We start from the raw sequence: 20,697 nt of genomic DNA, 5'->3' as shown, positions 1-20,697 counted from the left end.
TAGTTTGCTATTTTAACTTTATGCAAAAACGTATTCAAGAATTAGATGTTTTGCGTGTGTTGGCAATGTTGTTTGTGGTTACATACCATTTCGCATTGCAATATGTAGCAGAAGGTATCCCTTGCTTTAATTTGTTCTGCACAACAGTAAACTATGATTTTGGGAATATTGCTGTTACACTTTTTATAGCTCTTTCAGGAGGGCTACTTTATAAAAAGTATGGAACAATCGGTTTTTCTGAAAAAGGTGCTTTTAAAGAATTTTATATAAAGCGTTTCAAGACAATCTATCCGCCGTTTTGGATTTTGAGCCTTTATATTCCCTTGACGATGATCCGCCATTTTTTGGCGGATGGCAACGTATTCTTTATGGGGCATCCGCTTAAGCTGTTGTTTACGATAGTGGGCTTTGATGGCTACGTTCGGCAGTATGGCGTTGATACCTATGTTTTTTGCGGTGATTGGTTTGTTGGGGCCATTGTACTTTTGTACTTATTGTTCCCGTTGCTTGCCAAATGCTACCATCATAGGCCTTATTTGACATTGTCTACTCTTGCGGTGCTTTATTCTTGTCAATACTTGATTCCTGCAGAATATGATGATGTGTTTGGTGCCTTACCTGTGACTTTATCTTTGAAATTTTGCGTCGGTTTTATGCTGGTCGAAAACTTGGATCGTTTAAAAGATTTGCGACTCGTTTTGGTTTCGGCTGTAGTGTTTGTTGTGCTCTCGTTTGTCGATATCCCCGGTCGAATCAATACAGATTGCTTGGGGGCTGTAGCCGCCATTGCTCTGTTTGTGGTGGTATTATATATAGCCCCGTTCCTGTTGCGTTTTAGGACGATTCGTCTTCCTGTTCAAAAACTCGCGAAACTTTCTTATTGCGTGTTTTTAGTGCAACATGTGGGCATTGTATGGGCACAAATGGCTTTTATCAAGATTTTCGAAAGAATGCACTGGAACTTTACGGAATGGAATGTTATGGTGCTGCTGTGCCTGACTTTTGCCTTCATATTTTTAGCGTCATGGATTTTAAAGCGGATTAGCGATACTATTGTGAAGTTTTTTACTTTCAGTAATGATTTTACTAAGAAATCTCTAATGACTATTGACCAATGACTATTAACTAAGCTATTTCTCTTTATTTTTCTATCTTGCATTTCATGAATCTTGCTGGAAAGAAAATCCTTCTTGGAGTCTCGGGCGGAATTGCCGCCTACAAGTCTTGTGAACTTTTGCGCCTGTTGCAAAAGAAAGGCGCCGAAGTGCGTGTCTGCATGACTGAAGCCGCCACACAGTTCGTTGCCCCGCTTACGTTTGCAAGCCTCTCCAAATGCCCGGTTTACTTGAAGAACGGCGCCGTCGAAGCGCGCCCTTTCCAACACATCGATTTCCCTCGTTGGGCGGACATGTACCTCGTCGTTCCAGCGACCGCAAATGTCATTGGAAAGTTTGTCTATGGTATTGCCGATGACCCTGTGAGCCTTTGCTTTATGAGCTGCACGGGGCCGCGTTTTATCGCCCCTGCGATGAATGTCGCCATGTTCAATTCTCCGGCAGTCAAGCGCAACCTTGAAACGCTCCGCAGTTTTGAAAATACGTTCGTGATGGACAGCCCGGCGGGTGAGCTTGCTTGTGGTGAAGTCGGCAAAGGCCGCCTCCTCGATCCTGCCGAAATCGTGGAATATCTGGAAGGTGCGAGTGTCATGCCGGACTCCGTTCCGGCATCGCCTATTTCATCTGCGTCAAATTCGTCATTGCGAGCGGAGTATAACGGAGCGAAGCAATCTCCTGCCGCGCAGTACCTTCAAGAAACCGCCTTGCAGGACCTTCCTGCATCCGGTGAACGCGTGCGCCGCGTCCTCATCACAGCGGGTCGCACGGAAGAAGCGATTGACCCCGTGCGTTATATTAGCAACCGTAGTAGTGGAAAGACTGCCGTTGCAATTGCTGCGACGTTCCTTGCGAATGGTTTTGATGTAAGCGTTGTCGCTGGCCCGATGGAAGCTGAATTCCCCGGTGCCGTCCATGTGACAAGAATCAAGAGTGCTTGTGACATGCACAAGGCTGTTCTTGAACAGATGAAAAATGCCGATGTGCTCGTGCATTGCGCCGCTGTGGCGGATTATCGCCCGAAGGTGACCGCTACCGAAAAAATCAAGGATAGCCGTAGCCAGCTCGTCTTGGAACTCGAACCGAATCCGAACATCTTGCGCGATAGCGTCGCTCAAAAGCGTGCTGACCAAATCATTGTCGGTTTTGCGCTAGAAACGGACCACTTTAAGGAACATGCGGCTGAAAAGCTTAAAAAGAGCGGTGCCGATGCACTTCTCCTCAACGCTCCCGTGGCAGCAAACAGCGGTTTCGGTTTTGACGAAGTCCGTTACACCTTGATCCGCGCGAACTCTCGCAATGCACAAAACGCTGCCGAGGTTGAAATTCCCGAGATGAAGATGGGCTCCAAAATCGATCTCGCGCAAGAAATTGTAGATTTTAGCCTTGATCAGTTAAAGAACGCTTAGAGGAACGGTATGCCCGAAGAATTTGATTTTAGCGAACTTCGCAAATATCTGCAAGGCCAAATGGACATGGGCGAGGAGGACTTGCTCCTCGATGAACCGTGGACATTGACCCGTAAAAAGTCCGCCGTTCCTGCTGGGGCTCCGCGCCCAGCTAATCCGATGCCGCAAATGCGCCCGGCAAATCCGGCTCCATTCCCGCAGCCGTCTCAAACGATCGCCCCGAAGAACCCCGCTCCGTTCCCATCTGTGGCGCAGTCTGCTTTCCAGTCTCCTGCGCAGTCTGCATTCCAGCAGTCCGCTTTTCAGCAACCTTCATTCGGCGCTCCCGCGCAACCTGCGCCTTCTCCGCGTCCGGCCCCGGCGCCAAAGCTCGATGCCGGTCTCACGATCGCCCCGCGTGCCGTCAAGAAGACGACTGCCGCGTACGAACTCGCCGATTCCATCGGCGCCTTCTACGATGCGCTCAAGACTGACGCGCTTTATGCGCGTGCCGCGAACGTTGTTCGCTACGAAGGCCCGGAGCACCCGCGCCTTCTGATTCTTCTTGCCGCTCCGAAGCTCGGCGAATCTACAGACAAATTCTTCCAGTCGCCCACCGGCGAAATGCTTGTGCGTTTGTTCGGAAGCCTCGGTTACGCCCCGGAAACCCTTGGAGTTACGTATTTCTACAAAGATGCTCCGCGAGCACTATCTCCGATCCTGCTCGCCTCGCTCCGTCGAATGCTAACAAAGGAACTTTCCTTTATCGCCCCCGAAATCATGATTACCTTTAGCGAGCCGCTTTTCTATGACGTGTTCAGCAAGGGTAAGAACTTCAACGATCTCGCAGGAACAGCGCTTGATTTCAATGGCACAAAGACTGTATCGCTTGTCGATGCCTACGCGATGACGACGGACAAACAGCTCAAATGGCTCACGTGGAAGGTGCATATCCCGCGCAGCGGGCTTTTCACCGCCGCCAAGTAGCTTGCGCATTCCTTTCGCGCTTCCCGCGCACTCTCGCTTTGCGATGTCATGCCCGCCACCGAGCGGGCTTCTCCATTTTATCCCCTTTTTGCCTTATTTTGGGCATCTTCCCAAAAATCAATGTAAATTTTTATTGTATATTTAAATCGGTATAGTTATGTCTGAAGAAAATAATTCCAAGTCGTTTGAAGGTCGCCAAATGCCCGCCGATGTTGAGGCGGAGCGCTGCCTGTTGGGCGGTATTTTGCGTGATCCCGAAGTGATGGGCACCGCAGTGATGGCCATCAGTGACGATGACTTTTTCTACATGGAACGTCATCAGTTGATTTGGAACGCACTTTGCAGTTTGAATAAGGCGGTTACACCTATCGATCCTGTGACGCTTTCGGCGGAACTCACGAAGATGGGCAAGCTCGACATTGTCGGTGGCCGTGAATACATCTTTGAATTGATGGAATCCGTCGCATCGTCGGCGAATGTCCCATGGCAGTTGGAACACCTCCGCAGCAAGGCGGTGCTCCGTAAGCTCATCCGCACGTCTTCCGAAATTATCCGCCAGGCGATGGATCCTGCTTCGACGCCGGATAACGTGCTTCAAGATGCCGAACGCGATATCTTTGCGATTGCCGATAACCAGGTGCGCAACACCTTAAAGTCTATCGACAACTTCGTGGCGCCTCTTCTGGAGCGCATCAACAATCGCAGGGAAGGCGGCATTACAGGCGTGCCTACGGGTATTACGGAACTGGACGAACTCACGAACGGTCTCCAGAATTCCGACTTGATTATTCTCGCTGCCCGTCCGGGTGTCGGCAAAACGTCTTTCGCCATGACCGTTGCTGCAAACGCAGCCATTCGCTACGGCAAGAATGTCGCGTTCTTCAGCTTGGAAATGGATGGCATCCAGCTTGCCCAACGTCTGCTCTGTTCGCAGGCACAAGTGGACCAGAGTAGGCTCCGCAACGGTAAGCTCAATTCTGACGAAATCAAGAAGATTATCGCCGCCGTGACTCCGATTAACCAGGCTCCGCTGTTTGTCGATGACAACGCTGACCTCGGCATCATGGAACTCATGAGCAAGGCGCGTCAGCTCAAACACAAGGGTCACCTCGACCTCCTCATCATCGACTACTTGCAGTTGATGAAGACCGGCAAGGAAGAAAACCGCGCTGTCGCTATCGGTGCGATTTCCCGTGGCCTCAAGATCTTGGCAAAGGAACTGAGCATTCCGGTCATTGCACTCGCTCAGCTCAGCCGTAAAGTCGAAGAAAAGGGCCGTGAACGCCCGCAGCTTTCGGACTTGCGTGAATCAGGTTCTATCGAACAGGACGCCGACATGGTGTGGTTCGTGGAACGCCCGTTCGTGCAGACGCATAAGGACGAAGACCGCTACAAGGCAACGCTCATTGTGGCGAAGCACCGTAACGGTTCTGTGAAGGATATCGATATGAGCTTCGTGCCGGAATACACGACGTTCTACGATGCAACCGACCAGCAAGGTATGGAAGGTGGCGACGAAGATTATCAGTATGGTTCAGATGACGATGGCGGTGGACCGCAGGTTGCCGACTTTGGCAGTTTTTAAGGAAGTGCTATGACGTTGATTCTGAAACCGATAACATGGATAGGGCAAAAGATTGTCGATGCAATCGCCGCTGTTGGCGAGTGCATTTGCATCCTGTTCATTACGCTCAAGCAGTTCCGGTACGTGCATAAGAATCCGTCGCTGATTGTGAAGGAGATGATTTCTGTTGGCGTCTCCTCGCTTCCGCTCCTGTTTGTGACGTCCATCTTTACGGGCATGGTCGCAACCATCATGGCGGAATTCGAATTCCACAATCTCGTGTCCGACAAGTTTGTGGGGACGGCCGCCTGCAAAATGGTGCTTATTGAACTTGGACCGCTCCTTACGGCTATTGTGCTTTCGGGGCGAGTGGGGAGTGCCGTCGCTGCTGAGCTTGGTTCCATGAAAGAGAAAGAAGAACTTTCTGCATACGTGGTGCTCGGACTTGACCCGTACCGCTACCTCGCGATGCCGCGCTTCTTTGCGTTCTTGACGATGATTCCGTGCCTGACCGCCATATCCAATGCGCTTGCGCTGATTGGCGGCTGGATTGTCTGTGTGCTTGCTTTGGATATCACGACCTACACCTATTCGACCGGTATGCAGTACCTGTTCAGCAATATGGACTTGTGGGCGGGGATTATTAAATCGATTGTGTTTGGTACAATCATCTTTGTATTGGCTTATTACCACGGGACGCACTCCAAGCCGGGGGCGCATGGCGTGGGCCTTGCAACGATGAGTGTTGTTGTGGCGAGTTGCCTTATGATTTTGGTTTCTGACTTTATTCTTGATGCGTTCATGTTCTTCTAGAGGTTGTTATGCCGAATGTAAAAATCGATCCGAATGATATTGCGATTCGACTCAAGGGGCTCAAGAAGTCCTTTGGCCCTCAGACGGTTCTTGAAGACGTGAACCTCGACATCCGCCGTGGCGAGACGATGGTCATCATCGGTAAGTCTGGCGGTGGCAAGTCCGTGATTCTTAAGCACATGATTGGACTTTTGCAGCCGGATGGCGGTGAAGTGACTGTCGATGGCGTGACGATCAGTACGCCGCAGTTCTTCGATACGCGTACCATCCGCCGCAAGATGGGTATGTTGTTCCAAATGGGCGCCTTGTTCGATTCTATGGATACAGGCGAAAATATCGCCTTTGCTCTCCGTGAACATCATCCCGAACTCTCTGAAGCCGAGATCCAGAACGTGGTGACCGAAAAGCTCCAGATGATCAACCTCGTACCGTCTTTCCGTACAAAGATGCCTTCCGAACTTTCGGGTGGTATGCGTAAGCGTGTGGCGCTTGCAAGAGCCATTGCTCTGAATCCGGAAATTCTTTTGTACGATGAACCAACAACGGGCTTGGACCCGATTACGAGTGACGTGATTAACGACCTTATTCTCGATATGCAGAGCAAGCTCGGGGTTACGTCTGTCGTGGTGACGCACGACATGGTCAGTGCATTCAAGGTGGCGGACCGAATTGCCATGCTCTTGAATGGTCGAATCATCGAGGTGGGGACCGTCGATGAAATCAAGAATACAAGCAACCCGTATGTGCATCAGTTCATTACGGGCCAGCGCAAAATTTCGGTGGACGGGGAATCGCAAGAATAAAAGAGTGGGGAAAATTATGGATAGGAAAAAATTAATACCGTTATTTCTTTCATCAGCGATGTTGCTCCTTTGGGCTTGTGCCGAAGGCGATATCATGAAAGCCGATGATAGTGATGAAATGATTGCTTCTAAGAGCGATCAGAATTCTAAAAATGCTATAAGCGATGAAGAATTTTTGCAACCTTATTTGGACTACTGCAATAGCAAGGAAGGCAAGAAAAAGGGGTGCGAAGCAGAGATTATAAAAAGCAGTAGCTCGAAGAAGGATGAAAAGAGCAGTGCTTCGGAAGAGGAGTCTAGCTCTTCGAAGGTTAATTCTTCCAGCTCCGGCAAGGGCTCTAGCAGCTCTGCAAAATCTTCTAGCTCCGGTAAGGGCTCTAGCAGCTCTACAAAGTCTTCCAGTTCTGGCAAGAGCTCTTCTAGCAGTGAACCGGCTCCAGTTGTTTCGGGCAAGTGCGACTTGATCAAGCCCGATGTTGTTCATGTCGGTGACGAGATCATTTGGCGATATCTGCCCGATGATAATTCCATTGGTTCTGCCAAGTACGAATGGGATGTGAACTATGAAGTCGAAAAGAGCATTCTCGACGGTAAACTGACGGGTGTTGGTCTGCCTGAACTTATGGTCAAGTTTACGACGAAGGGGCTGAAGTATGGTCCGACGCTGACCTTCGATGGCATTGAATTTGATTGTGAAAACCTCACCGTGGTCGATATTGGTGACGATCCTGTTTCGTCGTCTTCTGTCGCTGAATCCTCCTCTTCTAAGAAAGAATCCTCTTCTTCTTCGGCACCGAAATCTTCTTCAAGCTCCACGCCTATGGGCTATTGTGCCGTAAGCAAGCACGAAATCTTTGTCGGTGAAACTGTTGATTGGTACATCGTCGATAGTGAAGGAAATGAACTTGAAGGAAGGTATAACTGGTTTGACTTAGGTATTTCCGGTGAACTTGTAGAAGGTGAAAAGTCTGGAAAGGGCTCGACTCGAATTACGGTGAGATATACCCAGCCAGGTACTTCTATCTATCCTATGGGGTATTGGAATGGTAAGTATCAGATAGATTGCTCTCGTAATGAGCTTGATGAGGGAAATCTTGATCCTTTACTTGTTATTAAAGCCAAGGTAGAAAGTTCATCCTCTTCTGAGGAGGAACCGGAAGAAAGCTCTTCTTCGACGACAACGCCTAGATCGTCTTCTAGCTCTAAAGCAACCACTTGTGCAGAAGATCCGACCCTCCCAGGTTGCGAGTCGATTGATTTATAAAAGTGTTAAAATACACATTGCTGTATAATTAATTTTACAAACGTCTCGGAATCATAATCCGGGGCGTTTTTTTGTGAAAATCCTCAATAAAAAACACTTACAGTATTTGCATATTGGGGGATTTTAATTTATTTTTCGCCTAAGAGGTTTTTTTATGAATAAAAAGATTTATGGAATGATGGCTTTGGGTATTGCCACAGGTTTCTGGGCATGCGGAAGTGGTGATATTCTTCAGCTGAATGGCGGCGATGATATTATGAACAGTGTGATAGGCGCTGATGAAAACGATGGTGCTGTTATCACGGACCTTATGACAGAAGCTAATTGCCCGGAATGCTTTGCTGGTGGCATGCCATCTAGTTCCTCGAAGAAAGTTGTGGTTACATCTAGCAGTTCTTCGCCTTCTGTTTCCCAGTCTTCTTCTTCTCAGAAGACGGTTAGATCTTCTTCTTCTAGGAATCCGGTTTTGAGCTCTTCTAGTGCTTATGTACCTCCTACCCCGGGTTCATCGACGAGTGTGTCTTCAAGTAGTGCAAAGTCTGGTGCCGGTCAAATTGGTACTTGCGCTCCGCTTAAGTCTACTTATGAAAAAGACGAAGCTGGTGGAAGTACTGGCGTCACATGGAAGTTTACTCGTGACCCGTCTGTTGCCGCAACTCAGTTGATTAGTGCTTCGTTCAACTGGAGCTTTGAAGGCGCAACACCTGATAAGGCTTCTGCAACAGGTGCTAACGGTCTTTCCCAGAGCGTTAAGTATTCGACCTCTGGTCCGCATACGGCAAAGGTTGCTATTAGCATTGGCGCTGCTGTATATCAGGTGGATTGCTCTCCGGTTCAGGTCAATGGCGAACCGATTACAGGTTGTAAGTGCGCTGTTGAAGCTGGGTCTGTTGACTATACCGCAGGCACTCCGGCAAAATGGTCTGTCACGGGCTGCACCACTGGTGCCGGTTTGAACCTCGCTTATGAATGGAATGGCGTTCCTGGTGAAACTACTTATGAACAGACATTCGAAGCTGCAACTTTAGCCTATACTCCGGTACTCAGAGTCGCTAACGATGATAATACGATCATTGATGTGACTTGCCCGGCTGTGAAGGTTACTGAAGGTCCTGAATATAAAATTACTTCGACTCAGGATAAGGTTAATTTCGTTAAGGCTGGTAGCTATGCTGTCGTTGGTAATTTGCCTGCAACTTGGCACAATGCTGACAAGACTTGCACGCTCGTTTGCCAGAGCAAGCAGGAATTCGCATTGTCCTTCGATGAAATTGAAGTTGCTGGTTTCAACTACGTTTCGATTCCCTCCAAGCTGCAGGTGGAGCATACGATTAATGGTTATACAATCCCTGTAGTTGTGACTACGGTGGCTCCGGGTGATACCGTTTCTTGCGGTGTTAACTGGTAACTCCTAATAAATTCAATAAAAAAGACCTCCCATCCGGGAGGTCTTTTTGTATGCTTCGTTGCTTATAAAAAGGAAGCCCGCTTTCGCGGGCCATCATATTAGCGTCTAATAATCAATAACTATTGACTAAAGACCAATGACTACTCTTTATCTCCCTTGAACTTAGCAAGGAACGTCTTTGTTTCGTTTGCCACGATTCCAGAGAGAAGGATAAGTGCAATGAGGTTCGGGAATGCCATCAAGCCGTTGAAGATGTCTGCGCTAGTCCAGACTGCGCTTACAGTGAGATACGGTCCAATGAAAATCGCGAAGATGTAGAGCCAGCGGTAGGTGAGTATAGCCTTCTTGTCCCTGCGTCCGAGCAGGTATTGCAAGCACTTTTCAGAGTAGTATGCCCAACCGAGAATCGTTGTGAAGGCGAAGAACACGAGAGCTGTTGCAAGGAAGTACGGAGCAATCACGGCGCCGCCCGGGATAATGGAAAGGCCGCGGGAGAATGCTTCCATCGTGATGTTCACGCCTTCGAGCCCGAGCTTCGGATCCCAAGCGCCCGAGACCACAATGGCAAGGCCCGTCATCGTACAAATGATAATCGTATCGAAGAACGTGCCTGTCATGCAGACAAGGCCCTGACGCACAGGTTCCTTTGTCTTTGCGGCTGCAGCTGCAATAGGTGCAGAACCGAGGCCCGCTTCGTTACTGAAAATGCCACGAGCGATACCTTTTTGCATCGCAACAAAGATAGAACCGACAACGCCGCCAGTGACTGCAGACGGATTGAACGCTGCCTTCACAATCGTTTCGATGGCAGAAGAAATGTGCGAGAAGTTGAGGAGCAAAAGGAGAATGCAGGCAATGATGTAGATGATTGCCATGATGGGAACAATGTACATCGAGACTTTTGCAATGCGCTTGAGACCGCCGATGATGACGGTTGCTGCAAAGATCGTAACGAGGAGGCCTGCGATTGCTGTGGTGACACTCACGGAGTTTCCGCCGATGTTGACAAATTCAGCGGCGTTCGGGGTGAGGCGAGCCATAGCGCTCGTGATGCCGTTGACCTGCGTGATGGTGCCAATGCCGAGCAGGCCAGCGCACATGCCAAAGATGGCAAAAATCACGGCGAGCCATTTCATGTTCCAGCCAAAGCGTTCCTTGATACCCGTTTCAATGTAATAGAACGGACCACCGAGAACCTTGCCTTCCTTATCGACTGTGCGGTACTTGACGGCGAGCAAGCCTTCTGCATATTTTGTAGCCATGCCGAGGAATGCGGCGACTTCCATCCAGAAGAGGGCGCCCGGGCCACCGGTGCCGATTGCGGTTGCTACACCGACGATGTTACCCGTACCGATTGTGGCGGCGAGAGCCGTGCAGAGCGCTCCAAAACTGGATACTTCGCCTGCGCCGTCTTTTTCGCTGTGCGCCATGAAGCGGAGTGCGTTGTGCAAGTTCATGACCTGCAGACAGCCGAGACGGATGGTGAGGAGGATACCTACAAAGAGGATGATGACAATGAGGGGAACGCCCCAGACGTACCCATCGATAGCATCGAGAATGGAATTGAGTGTTTCCATAAGTTGTCCTTGATGTTAAGGGGTTTTGCCCCAAAAATAGAAACTATATGCTCGTTAGCGTTTTGACATCCGCTTCATAGTCCACTCCATCAATATCGAAACCGTTTGTCGCGAGAAAATCATGGCGGTATCCTTCGAGGTCACCCACTTCGGCGAGGTTCTCTTGCGTGACTGTTGCCATGCGCTTGTCCACTTCTGCCTGGACTTTCGGATCCAATTCATAATCGTCGATGCGGATGAGGTGATTCTCGTCCGTCGGGACTTTGGAACCCGTATAAAGTCTTTCGGTCATCAAGCGTTCCATCTGCTCGATGCAGCCCTCGTGATTTCCCATTTCCTTCATGACCTTGAAGAGCACGGAAATGTACATCGGGATGATGGGGATGACGGCGCTAGAGCGCGTGACAAGTCCTTTGTTCACAGAGACATAGGCTTCGCCGTGGAGGTCGTTTTGCAATTCCTTGTGGAGTTCCTGTGCGGTTGCTTCGAGGTGCTTCTTGGCGCCACCGATTGTACCGTCGCGGTAGATGGCGTGCGAAAGTTTCGGGCCGATATATGAATAAGCGACGGTCTTCACGCCTTCGGCGAGAACGCCTGCCTCTTTGAGCTTGCGTACCCAAAGCGCCCAGTCTTCACCGCCCATGACTTTGACTGTATTGGCGGCTTCTTCGGCGGTGGCGGGTTCTGCGCTGATGGTGCTGATCTTTCCGCTGAGGCAGTCAATCGTGGCGCCTGTGAATACTTGACCAATCGGCTTCAAGACGCTGCGGTAGATTGTTCCGTTGTCTGGATCAACGCGCACGGAGCTTGCGACACTGTAAACGAGTAAATCGACTTTCTTGTCCATATTCTTGAGTGTGTCGATAACGTTTTGGCGCATTTCGTGCGAGAACGCGTCTCCATTGAACGTCACGGTTTCAAGGCCCGCTTCTTTTGCGAACTTGTCGAAAGCCATGTTGTTGTACCAGCCCGGCGTGCCTGTCTTTTCGCGGGATTCCCCGATTCCACCGTCGGAGCCTTCCTTTTCGAAAGAAACGCCGATAGTTGAGGCTTTGTAGCCAAATGCGGCAACAATGCGGCTTGCAAGTCCGTAGCCGGTAGAGCAACCGAGGACGAGAACGGTCTTCGGTGCATCGGCAGGAATGCTGCGCGTAGTGAACTTCTTTTCGATAAATTCAATTTGGTGTTTGACGTCGGCAGCGCAGCCCTTCGGGTGGGCGTTAATGCACATGTTGCTGCGGATCAACGGTTTAATAATCATAATGACTCCTATTTTGACGCCCGCAACTTAGCAATTAACAGGAGACTCCGCTGGTTTCTTGATAAAAAAGAACTTCTAGAAAAGTAACTTTGTAATATCGCCGTAGTATTTTTGGAAGTAAATTGGGCCCGCGAACAGTTAAGCCATCCAATATGGAGCTTAATTGCAAAGATTCAATTTAATTTTATACGACTCAATTTGCTATTTTTTGTCATAAAAGAAAATATGGATTTAAAGAGGAATCTATGACTGAAAAAAGTCCTGTCCGTGTACGCTTTGCTCCGAGCCCCACGGGTTATTTGCATGTCGGTGGCGCACGTACGGCAATCTACAACTACTTCTTTGCGAAACACATGGGTGGCACGTTCTACCTGCGCATCGAAGATACTGACCGTAAGCGCTATAACGAAACGGCTCTCCACGACTTGATGCGCGACCTCAAGTGGCTTGGTCTCCAGTGGGATGAAGGTCCAGGTTGCGAAGGTGACTGCGGTCCGTACTTCCAGAGCGAACGCCTGGACATCTACCATCGCGAAATCAAGAAGCTCTTGGATGCCGGTTGCGCTTACTACTGCTTCTGCACGGAAGAGCGTTTGCAGGAAGTCCGCGCTGAACAGGAAATGTCTCACGTGCCGGTCACTGGTTATGACCGCCACTGCCGTAACATCAGCCGCGAAGAAGCCGAGGCCCGCATTGCCGCTGGCGAAAAGGCTGTCATCCGCTTTAAGGTCCCGGAAACGGGCGTCACGGAATTCGATGACATGATCCGTGGCCACATCAGCTACCAGAACGAACTTCTGGATGACCTCGTGCTCATCAAGCGCGACGGCTATCCGACGTACCACTTCGCAAGCGTTGTCGATGACCACTACATGGGCACGACGCATGTGCTCCGCGGTGATGAATGGATTAGCTCCACGCCGAAGCACGAACTCTTGTACAAGGCCTTTGGCTGGCAGCCGCCTGTTTGGTGCCATCTGCCGGTGATTCTCGACAAGAACGGCGGTAAGCTTTCCAAGCGCAAGGGTGCCGCTTCTGTCGGTGACTTCCGCGACCTCGGCTATTTGCCGGAAACGCTCGTGAACTACCTCGCGCTCCTCGGCTGGAATCCGGGTGACGACCGCGAAGTGATGAGCGTCAAGGAAATGATTGATTGCTTCACGCTCGAACGCATCAACCCGAAGTCCGCAAGCTTCGACGAAAAGAAGCTCCAGTGGATGAACGGCCAGCACATCCACATGTGCGATGACGAATTCCTCAAGAACATCATGGTTGATGGCCTCAAGGCTATGGGTGTTGATACGAGTGCCGAACCGAACGAACGCTTGCTCGAAATCGTGAAACAGCTCAAGCCGCGTGCGCATTTTGTGCAGGATCTCGCAACGATGGCAAAGTACTTCTTTGTCGCACCAACGGAATACGACGAGAAGGGTGCGAAGAAGCATTTCGGCGAAGGCTCCAAGGAAATCGCAACGCTTGTGCGCAACATGCTCGCCTCCATCGAAGACTTCAAGACTCCGGTGATTGAGAAGGGCTTCTACGACCTCGCCGAACGCTGCGGTCACAAGGTCGGTGAGCTGGTGGGCGCTCCGCGCCTTGCCGTGTCCGGCGTGACTGCTGGTCCGGGTCTCTGGGAAATGTTCGAAATTATCGGTAAGGAAGAAGTGCTCCGCCGCATCGACGTGGCGCTTCCGCTGATGAAATAAGCTCGATTAAAAAATGCGTCAGTATTTCCCTTACAGATTGTACTCGCAGCAACTGTACTGCCGGCAATGCCAGCAGGCAGTTCGCCATGACGTCTGCGCCATGGACGAGTACACGACGTATGGGGGAATGGAACGCGGTATCCCGTTGCTTTGTGTTTGTACTCACTGCGGAACATATCATGTGGCATTCTCGCAAGAATTTGCGTTTTGCCATAAGGATGATCCGCAATCCGAGTATGCAAAGGTCTACGGACACAATCGAATTTTCCCGGGCGATTGGCTTTATTTTGACGGGGCTGCACGCCCTTGTGTCGTCAAGAGTTTTTTCCAGACTAGGGATAAGGAAGTTGTCGTCTATAAAAAAGGACCTGAGGATGCAAAGTACGAGGGACCAAAAATTCCGATAGACCATGAGGCGTCGCCCGAAGGTTATCGGTTATTGCCTGCCCAGTGTGTGAACACGTTGCTGGGGGACCATGTCTACCATGTCATCCGCAAGCAGTTTGGTATTGCCATTGGAGTCGTCAAAGACGAAACCAAGGACAAGCTTGTGGTGAAAATGGATGACGGTCTAATCGTCTTTATGAGCTATCCGCGTTATGCGGAAAATCCGCCGAATCAAGAAGTTGTTTCTGTTGTGCGTAAGCACCTGGAACTTTTGTCGGATGGGCTTAGTGAAGAGGTTTCCGTTGAAGCGGGGCAGGGTATTGTCTATTTGCGTGGCTTTGTAGAAAGCCTTGCGACAAAGCGAAAAATACAGACCAAAATTGGTGAAATTGCGGGACTGCGCGGTTGTGTGAACATGGTTCGCGTCCGCAAGAATTCCAAGGTTTCCGACGAGGACTTGGAACGACAAATTTGGGATGTTTTGGATGATATTGCTCATCCGATTTTCAAGTATAGTGTCAAGGTAAAATCTGGCGCTGCAAAGGTGACGTTCTATTACGAAGATGAAGTTTATCCCGATGAACTGAGGTCTCGTATTGAATGTATTCCTGGCATAGTCTCATTGAATATGCATGGGACTGCGATTCTAAAAAAGAATCTCGGTAAAAAGGACCTTTGCCAGAAAATTATGGATAAGCTTGCGTCATACCGCTTCTTGAAAAATTCGTTTGTTCATGTTACGTACGTGGGCAAGCGTTTCTTGGTCGAGGGGCGTGTGGGCAATATTGCTCAGAGAGAGTTTGCGCTATTGGCTGTTGCTGGTTTTGCGCGGTCGGTAGCGGTGGGTAACCGTCTAAGAATTTTAAAAACTTAGGAAAAAGAGGAGTGAAAAATGGCTACAGGATATGAAAAGATAAATAAGATTAAATGTAAGCTTCGTGTGCCGATGACGGTGTCGATGCTTGCACAGGCGATGGATTGCGGACCGAGAACTATTTTCCGCCATTTAAATGCACTAGAACAGGAAAATTGTGGTCTCCATAAGTTCAAAAAGGATGGCGAAACTTTTTACGTTATTCAAACCGAGCAGAAGGTGGACTTTAACCAGAAAATCGTCAAGCAACTTGAAAAGTTGAAAAAGACGATGAACGATACAACGCCTTTGGACTTGAAAAACCGTAAGCTCATCGATAGCGTTATTTCGTCCATGCAGACAACGGACCCGGATGGATTCAAGGCTGAAGCGATTACGCTTGATCCGAACTACATTATGGATTATGGCCCGTTCTGCGACCATAAGGCTCAAGATACGATGGTCTCGAAGCTTTTGTCTGCAATTCGCGAAGGCTTCAAGATTCGCATTGTGTACAGAAGTACAAACGAAGAAACGGAAAAGAAAACCATTGAAGTTTGCCCGATTAAGCTTGTGATGCGTATTGATACGCTTTATCTGATTGCTGCCGATGAAACGTATGCCGAAACGCATATCTTTAAAAATTATCTTGTCGAAAATATCATGAGTGTGGTCCAGACGAATAACTGCGCCATGACACTTCGCGAACCGTTCTGCGTTTATGAACACTACAAGTATGCTTTTGGAAAGTATGTTTCCAAGGAAGACCCGCAAACGGTGACACTCCTTATCAAGACGGGCTGGCTTAAGACTCAGTTTAATAAGTCCCGTTTCTCTCCGGCTGCCGAAATCACCGAAGATAAAGACGGCAATATGATTGTGACGCTGAAGCTCCGCTTGACTCCGGACTTTAAAACATGGCTGTTTGGCGTGTTGCCGGATGTGAAAATTCTGAAGCCGGAATCTCTGCGCACAGAAATGATTGAAAAATTGAAAAATACATTGAAGGACATGAAGGCGTAGTAATGGATTACCGTCTTTCTGATTACAACTTTGAATTCCCGAAAGAATTAATTGCCTCCCGTACAGCGGGCAAGGGCAAAACTCATATTCTGTACTGCCCCAAAAATGGCGGCGAACGCCGCATCATGAAGGCTCCTGAAATTGTCGACCTGTTCCGCCCAGGCGATTGCCTCGTGGTAAACAATACCAAAGTGATTCCTGCTCGCTTGTATGGCGAAACGCAATTTGGCGGTCAGGTCGAAGTTCTCTTGGTGCAGGCGTTAAATCCGTCCGAAGCGGGCGAGGCGCGCTTTGAAGCTAAGGTGCATCCGGGAAAGGCTTTCCAGGTCGGGCGTGAACTCAAGCTCGCTGGCGTGCGCACGTTCGTGGAAGAAGTTCATGAAGAAGACGGAAACCGCGTTCTCCGTTTTGAGAAGACTCCTGCCGAGATGGAAGAGGTCATGAACAAGGAAGGGCACGTTCCGCTGCCGCCCTACATAGACCGCCCCGATGACGAAGACGACAAGAAGGCATACCAGACGATTTTCGCAAAGTATGCTGGCGCTGTGGCCGCACCGACCGCAAGCCTCCACTTTAGCGAACAAATGCTCGAAGACTTGAAGGCGAAGGGCGTGTACGTTGCTGAAGTCACGCTCCATGTGGGCCCGGGAACGTTCCAGAACATCTCTGTCGAAGATTTCACGCAGCATAAGATGCACGGCGAGCATTACGAACTCACCAAGGAAAATGCCGACATCATCAACAAGGCGAAGCGCGAAGGCGGCCGCATTGTAACAGTCGGTACTACAAGTACGCGAGTGGTTGAGACTATTGCCGATGCCAACGGATTCTTGAAACCGCAAAAGGGCGTGACCTATGCGTTCTTCTATCCGGGATACAAGTACAAGATTGTGGACGGTCTTTTAACCAATTTCCATTGGCCAAAGAGCTCTCTTATCTTGCTCGTGTCCGCATTCTATGGTCGCGAAAACACTCTTGATGCATACAAAATGGCCGTAGAGAACAAGCTTAAATTGTTCAGCTACGGCGACGGAATGCTGATATTGTAAGGAATTATTTTGCAGGCGTTTCGGATTCCATTTCGAGCGCTTGCGGAATCTTTTCGTCCTTGCAAAGGATTTCTTCGCGAATCTTAAATGTGAAGTCCTCCAGGTTGTTTTCAAACATCTTCTGGAAGGGCTTCTTTTTTTGTACGCGTTCCAAGGCGCAAGAGCAATAGTTGATGCGCTGGATTAGCTTCACATCGTCTGTCGGCGTGTCGTGAGAGAATACGCATTCGTGCATGATGGCGTATTCCATGGAACGGTCATAACGGAATTTGCACTTGTTCGGAAGGTCCGGCTGTGCTGCAATTTTTTCAATGATTTTTTCGGTCGGAATCTTGCTGCTAAACCAGTTGTTGGCCTGGTAGCCTAAGAAAAAGAACAGCAGGCATACGATGATGCGAATGGTGTTTCTTCTGCGGTAAGCCATTCTGTTGAAACTGCGTTCCAGAGCGGCAAACGTCATGGTCGCGTGTTTCTTGACTTCGTTCAAATCATCGTTATCGCTGTTGTTTACGTTATTGTTGTTTTCAATCATGCTTCTTCAAGTGCCCATACTTCTGGATAGGTGCGGTACGTATTTGCATAGTCGAGACCGTAACCTACCACAAATTTATCTTCAATTTCAAAACCAACGAAGTCGGCATGGTAATTCACCGTTCGTCTTGATTCCTTGTTCAACAGTACGCAAGTCGTGATGGATGCGGGGGTGTAGTCCGCGAGGGCTTTCACGAGGGAATACATCGTGTTGCCAGTGTCTAGAATGTCATCAATCAGCAAAACGCGTTTGCCCTTGATGTCGAGACCTTCAAGGCCCGAAATATGGACGTTTGCGTTTGGCTTGTCGGATTCGCCGTAGCTTGACGCCTTGATAAATGCAATGCGCAATTTCGGAGTCGCGATACGGCGAGACAAGTCGGCGGTAAACATGTAGCTGCCGGTAAGTGCAGATAAAATCACGTCGAAATCAAACGCCTTCAGTTCAGAGGCGAGTGAGTCTACGCGCGCATTTATCTCTTGCGCTGTAATGAGTGGGGCGCTCGGCAGCTTGTACATTAAACCACCTCGAAGTTCAGCCATTGGAACATCGGCTTGAGGGCCGCAAACTTTCCGTCAGGTTCTGCCTTGTATTGCTTGTAGATGCCAAAGACGTGGTTTTCAAGAGAAGTCTTGTTGATGAAAATCTTCAGCCAATCGGCGACCGTGATGAGGTCGGTGATGTAGTTGAGCGTTTCTTCGTTGAACTTCTTGGAAACTTCATCGATGAGGAGCGTGAGCTTGTGGAAGAACATGTGGCCAAGCCCGCCAAAGCTAAAGTGCGTGTTGAGCGCTGTTGCTTCGGTGATGAGCTCGTGAATTTCTTCGATGTTCGCCTTGTTGTGCTCGTTCAGCAACTGCAATGCTGCATGGTGAATGCGTGCGTTGATTTCCACCGTGAGGATCTTTCTCATTGTGTCCGGCAAGGTATGGTCCGGGTCGGCAAGGCTGTCGATGGAAATGCCATGGTTCAGCGCAAAGCCGGAGAACGACTTTGTGATGTTCTCGAGGTGCATCTGCGTGGAAAGCTGGTTGATGCGCTTCAGAGAATCGCTCGCGAGATTGCTCATGCGGACAACGTATGCTGTCGGATAGAGCTCGTGGAGCTGTTCCGTCGTCATGTTCGTATTTTCAACAAACGTGAGACCGCTTTCCTTTTCTTCGCCCATTGCCACAATGATGTTCACACGGCTGAGCTGGTCTGTGACGACCAAGTTCGTGGTCACGCAAGATTCGCCGAGATCGTTGTCCTCGTAAGATGTGCGCACGAGCGTCTGGCGACGGCGGGATGCAATCTTTGTGGCGGTGATGCGGGAATCCTTGTTGAGGTAGTCTTCTTCGAGTTCGAGGTGGTAAATCGCAGCGCGTTCTGCCATCTGCTTGATGACGGACGGGACGTTTTCTTCGGCGTACTTCGTGAAGACTTCGGCGCCGTTCCACTTGTGTTCGTTACTCGTGGCGCGAGCGAGAATGTACAGAATTTCGCTCTTGAGATTGTCGCCCATCGGGAGGAACGGCTTCAAGAGTTGCATGGCACGGAGGGCGTAACGCATGTTCTGCACCGGTTCCAGACCTTCGATATCGTTGAAGAACCAGCCGCAGCTCGTGAAGCTGAACAGGCAGAACTTCTGGATTTCGAGGAGTCGGATGGCCTTGGCGCGGTCTTCCGGTTTTTCGTAATCCTTGAGTGTGTCCTTGAGGTACTGTTCCTTGCGGGATTCGTCTTCAGGGGCGACAATCACCTGGATGTAGTTGTTGCGTGCTTCCCACGGATCAATCTTCGAAATTTTTTCGAATTCGCGAACGAAGATGTTGTCGGCGACTTCCTTGAGATGGTTGAATGCATCGCGGAGCGGGCCTCTCCATTTCTGGTTCCAGTTGGCGCCACCACCGGTGGAGCAACCGCAGTCTCTGTACCAGCGGCCTACGCCGTGAGCGCAGCTCCAGGCACAGCCTTCGCCGTAGAAATTCTTGAGTTCGACTTCGTGCTTGGGCGGGAACTTTTCGAGGAACCAGCCGTAGTTCACCGGAACCATGTTGTTCTGCGGGGCGAACTTGTTGTAGAGCCATGCGGCGCACATGTCGCCAAACGGTTCATGGTGGCCGTAAGATTCACCGTCAGTGCCGATGCTTACGAGCTGCGGATCGCTGCGGTTTGCGTCCCAGGCGCTTTCAATGCGGTGGCCGAATGTTCCGGCATCGCGGAGCAAATGTTCAAAGCCGACGGCACTCGAAAGCCATGGGTTGTAGAAGAACACGTCGAGGTAACCGTCACAGACGAGGTTGCCTTCCTTGTCGCGCGGGTAAATGCGGTACGGGCGCGTGGTATCGATATTCGTGTTGCTGCAATCGGTCCACTTCTTGTCGCCAAACTTGCGGAACTTGTCAGCCTGCGTGGGCGAAAGAATTGTGTACTTGATGCCTGCCTTGATGAGCTCGACAACAGTTTCAAAGTTGATGGCTGTTTCGGCAAGCCACATGGCTTCGGGCATGCGACCGAAATGGAACTTGAAATCTTCAATGCCCCAGCGGATTTGCGTACGCTTGTCTTGCGTGCTTGCAAGAGGCATGATGATGTGGTTGTAAACTTGTGCAATCGCATTGCCGTGCCCGTTCATGCGTTCCTGGCTGCGCTTGTCGGCGTCTTGAATGCGCTTGTAGGTGTCGGGCGTATTGGTGCGGATCCAGCCCATGAGAGTCGGGCCGATGTTGAAGCTCATGAAATCGTAATTGTTTACGATATCGACAATTTTGCCTTTAGAATTTAAAATACGGCTTGCGGAGTTCGGGCTATAGCACTCGCTTGCAATGCGTTCGTTCCAGTCGTGGAACGGACGTGCGCTTGGCTGGTTCTCGATAACACCAGTCCAAGGATTTTCGCGAGGGGGCTGATAAAAATGTCCGTGAATAGTAAAGTAAAGGGGGTTCTTTTCGGTCATGGTTTAAAAATAGAAAAAAGGTTCAAAAGTGA

17 protein-coding genes are annotated in these 20,697 nt (G+C 49.8%); 12 read left to right on the top strand and 5 right to left on the bottom strand.

Going from position 1 to position 20,697, the window contains the following annotated elements; translation table 11 throughout:
• Positions 1–20 precede the first annotated feature (20 nt).
• From BUC30_RS14810 to BUC30_RS14775, 8 genes are all read left to right on the top strand, one after another.
• Positions 21–1,118 carry an acyltransferase family protein gene (locus tag BUC30_RS14810; RefSeq protein ID WP_083555978.1) on the top strand — a complete coding sequence of 366 codons (1,098 nt, stop codon included), beginning with the start codon at positions 21–23 and terminating at the stop codon, positions 1,116–1,118.
• A 44-nt stretch (positions 1,119–1,162) separates the two neighbouring features.
• Positions 1,163–2,521: a bifunctional phosphopantothenoylcysteine decarboxylase/phosphopantothenate synthase gene (locus tag BUC30_RS14805; protein WP_073443101.1), complete on the top strand. Its 1,359-nt coding sequence runs from the start codon at positions 1,163–1,165 to the stop codon at positions 2,519–2,521.
• Between the two features lie 9 nt (positions 2,522–2,530).
• On the top strand, positions 2,531–3,487 hold the full coding sequence (locus tag BUC30_RS14800; protein WP_073443099.1) for a uracil-DNA glycosylase family protein: 957 nt from the start codon (positions 2,531–2,533) through the stop codon (positions 3,485–3,487).
• Between the two features lie 157 nt (positions 3,488–3,644).
• Complete coding sequence (dnaB, locus tag BUC30_RS14795) at positions 3,645–5,072, top strand: replicative DNA helicase (protein WP_073443092.1); 1,428 nt, start codon at positions 3,645–3,647, stop codon at positions 5,070–5,072.
• Positions 5,073–5,081: 9 nt separating this feature from the next.
• Positions 5,082–5,864: an MlaE family ABC transporter permease gene (locus tag BUC30_RS14790; protein ID WP_014545512.1), complete on the top strand. Its 783-nt coding sequence runs from the start codon at positions 5,082–5,084 to the stop codon at positions 5,862–5,864.
• 8 nt (positions 5,865–5,872) lie between these two features.
• Positions 5,873–6,667, top strand: a complete 795-nt coding sequence (locus tag BUC30_RS14785; RefSeq protein ID WP_014545511.1) for an ABC transporter ATP-binding protein — start codon at positions 5,873–5,875, stop codon at positions 6,665–6,667.
• Between the two features lie 16 nt (positions 6,668–6,683).
• Positions 6,684–7,931: a hypothetical protein gene (locus BUC30_RS14780; protein WP_073443090.1), complete on the top strand. Its 1,248-nt coding sequence runs from the start codon at positions 6,684–6,686 to the stop codon at positions 7,929–7,931.
• Positions 7,932–8,085: 154 nt separating this feature from the next.
• Positions 8,086–9,339: a hypothetical protein gene (locus tag BUC30_RS14775; RefSeq protein ID WP_073443088.1), complete on the top strand. Its 1,254-nt coding sequence runs from the start codon at positions 8,086–8,088 to the stop codon at positions 9,337–9,339.
• 140 nt (positions 9,340–9,479) lie between these two features.
• Here BUC30_RS14775 and BUC30_RS14770 read toward each other — a convergent pair whose 3' ends face one another.
• Together BUC30_RS14770 and fabV are read right to left on the bottom strand one after the other, a co-directional pair.
• Positions 9,480–10,916 carry an alanine/glycine:cation symporter family protein gene (locus tag BUC30_RS14770; protein ID WP_073443086.1) on the bottom strand — a complete coding sequence of 479 codons (1,437 nt, stop codon included), beginning with the start codon at positions 10,914–10,916 and terminating at the stop codon, positions 9,480–9,482.
• 43 nt (positions 10,917–10,959) lie between these two features.
• Complete coding sequence (fabV, locus tag BUC30_RS14765; RefSeq protein WP_073443084.1) at positions 10,960–12,177, bottom strand: enoyl-ACP reductase FabV; 1,218 nt, start codon at positions 12,175–12,177, stop codon at positions 10,960–10,962.
• Between the two features lie 245 nt (positions 12,178–12,422).
• Between fabV and gltX the strand changes: the two genes are divergently transcribed.
• The 4 genes from gltX to queA are packed head-to-tail and all read left to right on the top strand — an operon-like array spanning position 12,423 to position 17,195.
• Complete coding sequence (gltX, locus tag BUC30_RS14760; protein ID WP_073443082.1) at positions 12,423–13,883, top strand: glutamate--tRNA ligase; 1,461 nt, start codon at positions 12,423–12,425, stop codon at positions 13,881–13,883.
• Between the two features lie 13 nt (positions 13,884–13,896).
• Complete coding sequence (locus BUC30_RS14755; protein WP_073443080.1) at positions 13,897–15,144, top strand: BON domain-containing protein; 1,248 nt, start codon at positions 13,897–13,899, stop codon at positions 15,142–15,144.
• Between the two features lie 18 nt (positions 15,145–15,162).
• Positions 15,163–16,146 carry a helix-turn-helix transcriptional regulator gene (locus tag BUC30_RS14750; protein ID WP_073443078.1) on the top strand — a complete coding sequence of 328 codons (984 nt, stop codon included), beginning with the start codon at positions 15,163–15,165 and terminating at the stop codon, positions 16,144–16,146.
• Positions 16,147–16,148: 2 nt separating this feature from the next.
• Positions 16,149–17,195 (top strand): tRNA preQ1(34) S-adenosylmethionine ribosyltransferase-isomerase QueA, encoded by a 1,047-nt coding sequence (gene queA / locus BUC30_RS14745; protein ID WP_073443076.1) that lies wholly within the window; start codon positions 16,149–16,151, stop codon positions 17,193–17,195.
• A 4-nt stretch (positions 17,196–17,199) separates the two neighbouring features.
• Here queA and BUC30_RS14740 read toward each other — a convergent pair whose 3' ends face one another.
• Genes BUC30_RS14740 through BUC30_RS14730 form a run of 3 tightly spaced genes read right to left on the bottom strand, consistent with a single transcriptional unit; the run spans position 17,200 to position 20,665 of the window.
• On the bottom strand, positions 17,200–17,727 hold the full coding sequence (locus BUC30_RS14740; protein ID WP_073443074.1) for a hypothetical protein: 528 nt from the start codon (positions 17,725–17,727) through the stop codon (positions 17,200–17,202).
• Positions 17,724–18,269, bottom strand: coding sequence for a hypoxanthine phosphoribosyltransferase (hpt, locus tag BUC30_RS14735; protein WP_244536679.1), 546 nt, complete (start codon positions 18,267–18,269; stop codon positions 17,724–17,726). The genes BUC30_RS14740 and hpt overlap by 4 nt, the downstream gene beginning before the upstream one ends.
• Complete coding sequence (locus tag BUC30_RS14730; RefSeq protein ID WP_073443070.1) at positions 18,245–20,665, bottom strand: DUF3536 domain-containing protein; 2,421 nt, start codon at positions 20,663–20,665, stop codon at positions 18,245–18,247. The genes hpt and BUC30_RS14730 overlap by 25 nt, the downstream gene beginning before the upstream one ends.
• Between the last annotated feature and the right edge of the window lie 32 nt (positions 20,666–20,697).

The sequence above is a fragment of the Fibrobacter sp. UWB7 genome (assembly GCF_900142945.1).
Lineage (GTDB): Bacteria > Fibrobacterota > Fibrobacteria > Fibrobacterales > Fibrobacteraceae > Fibrobacter.
Note: the sequence above shows the minus strand (reverse complement) of the source record. Positions and strands in the feature narration are given on the sequence as shown.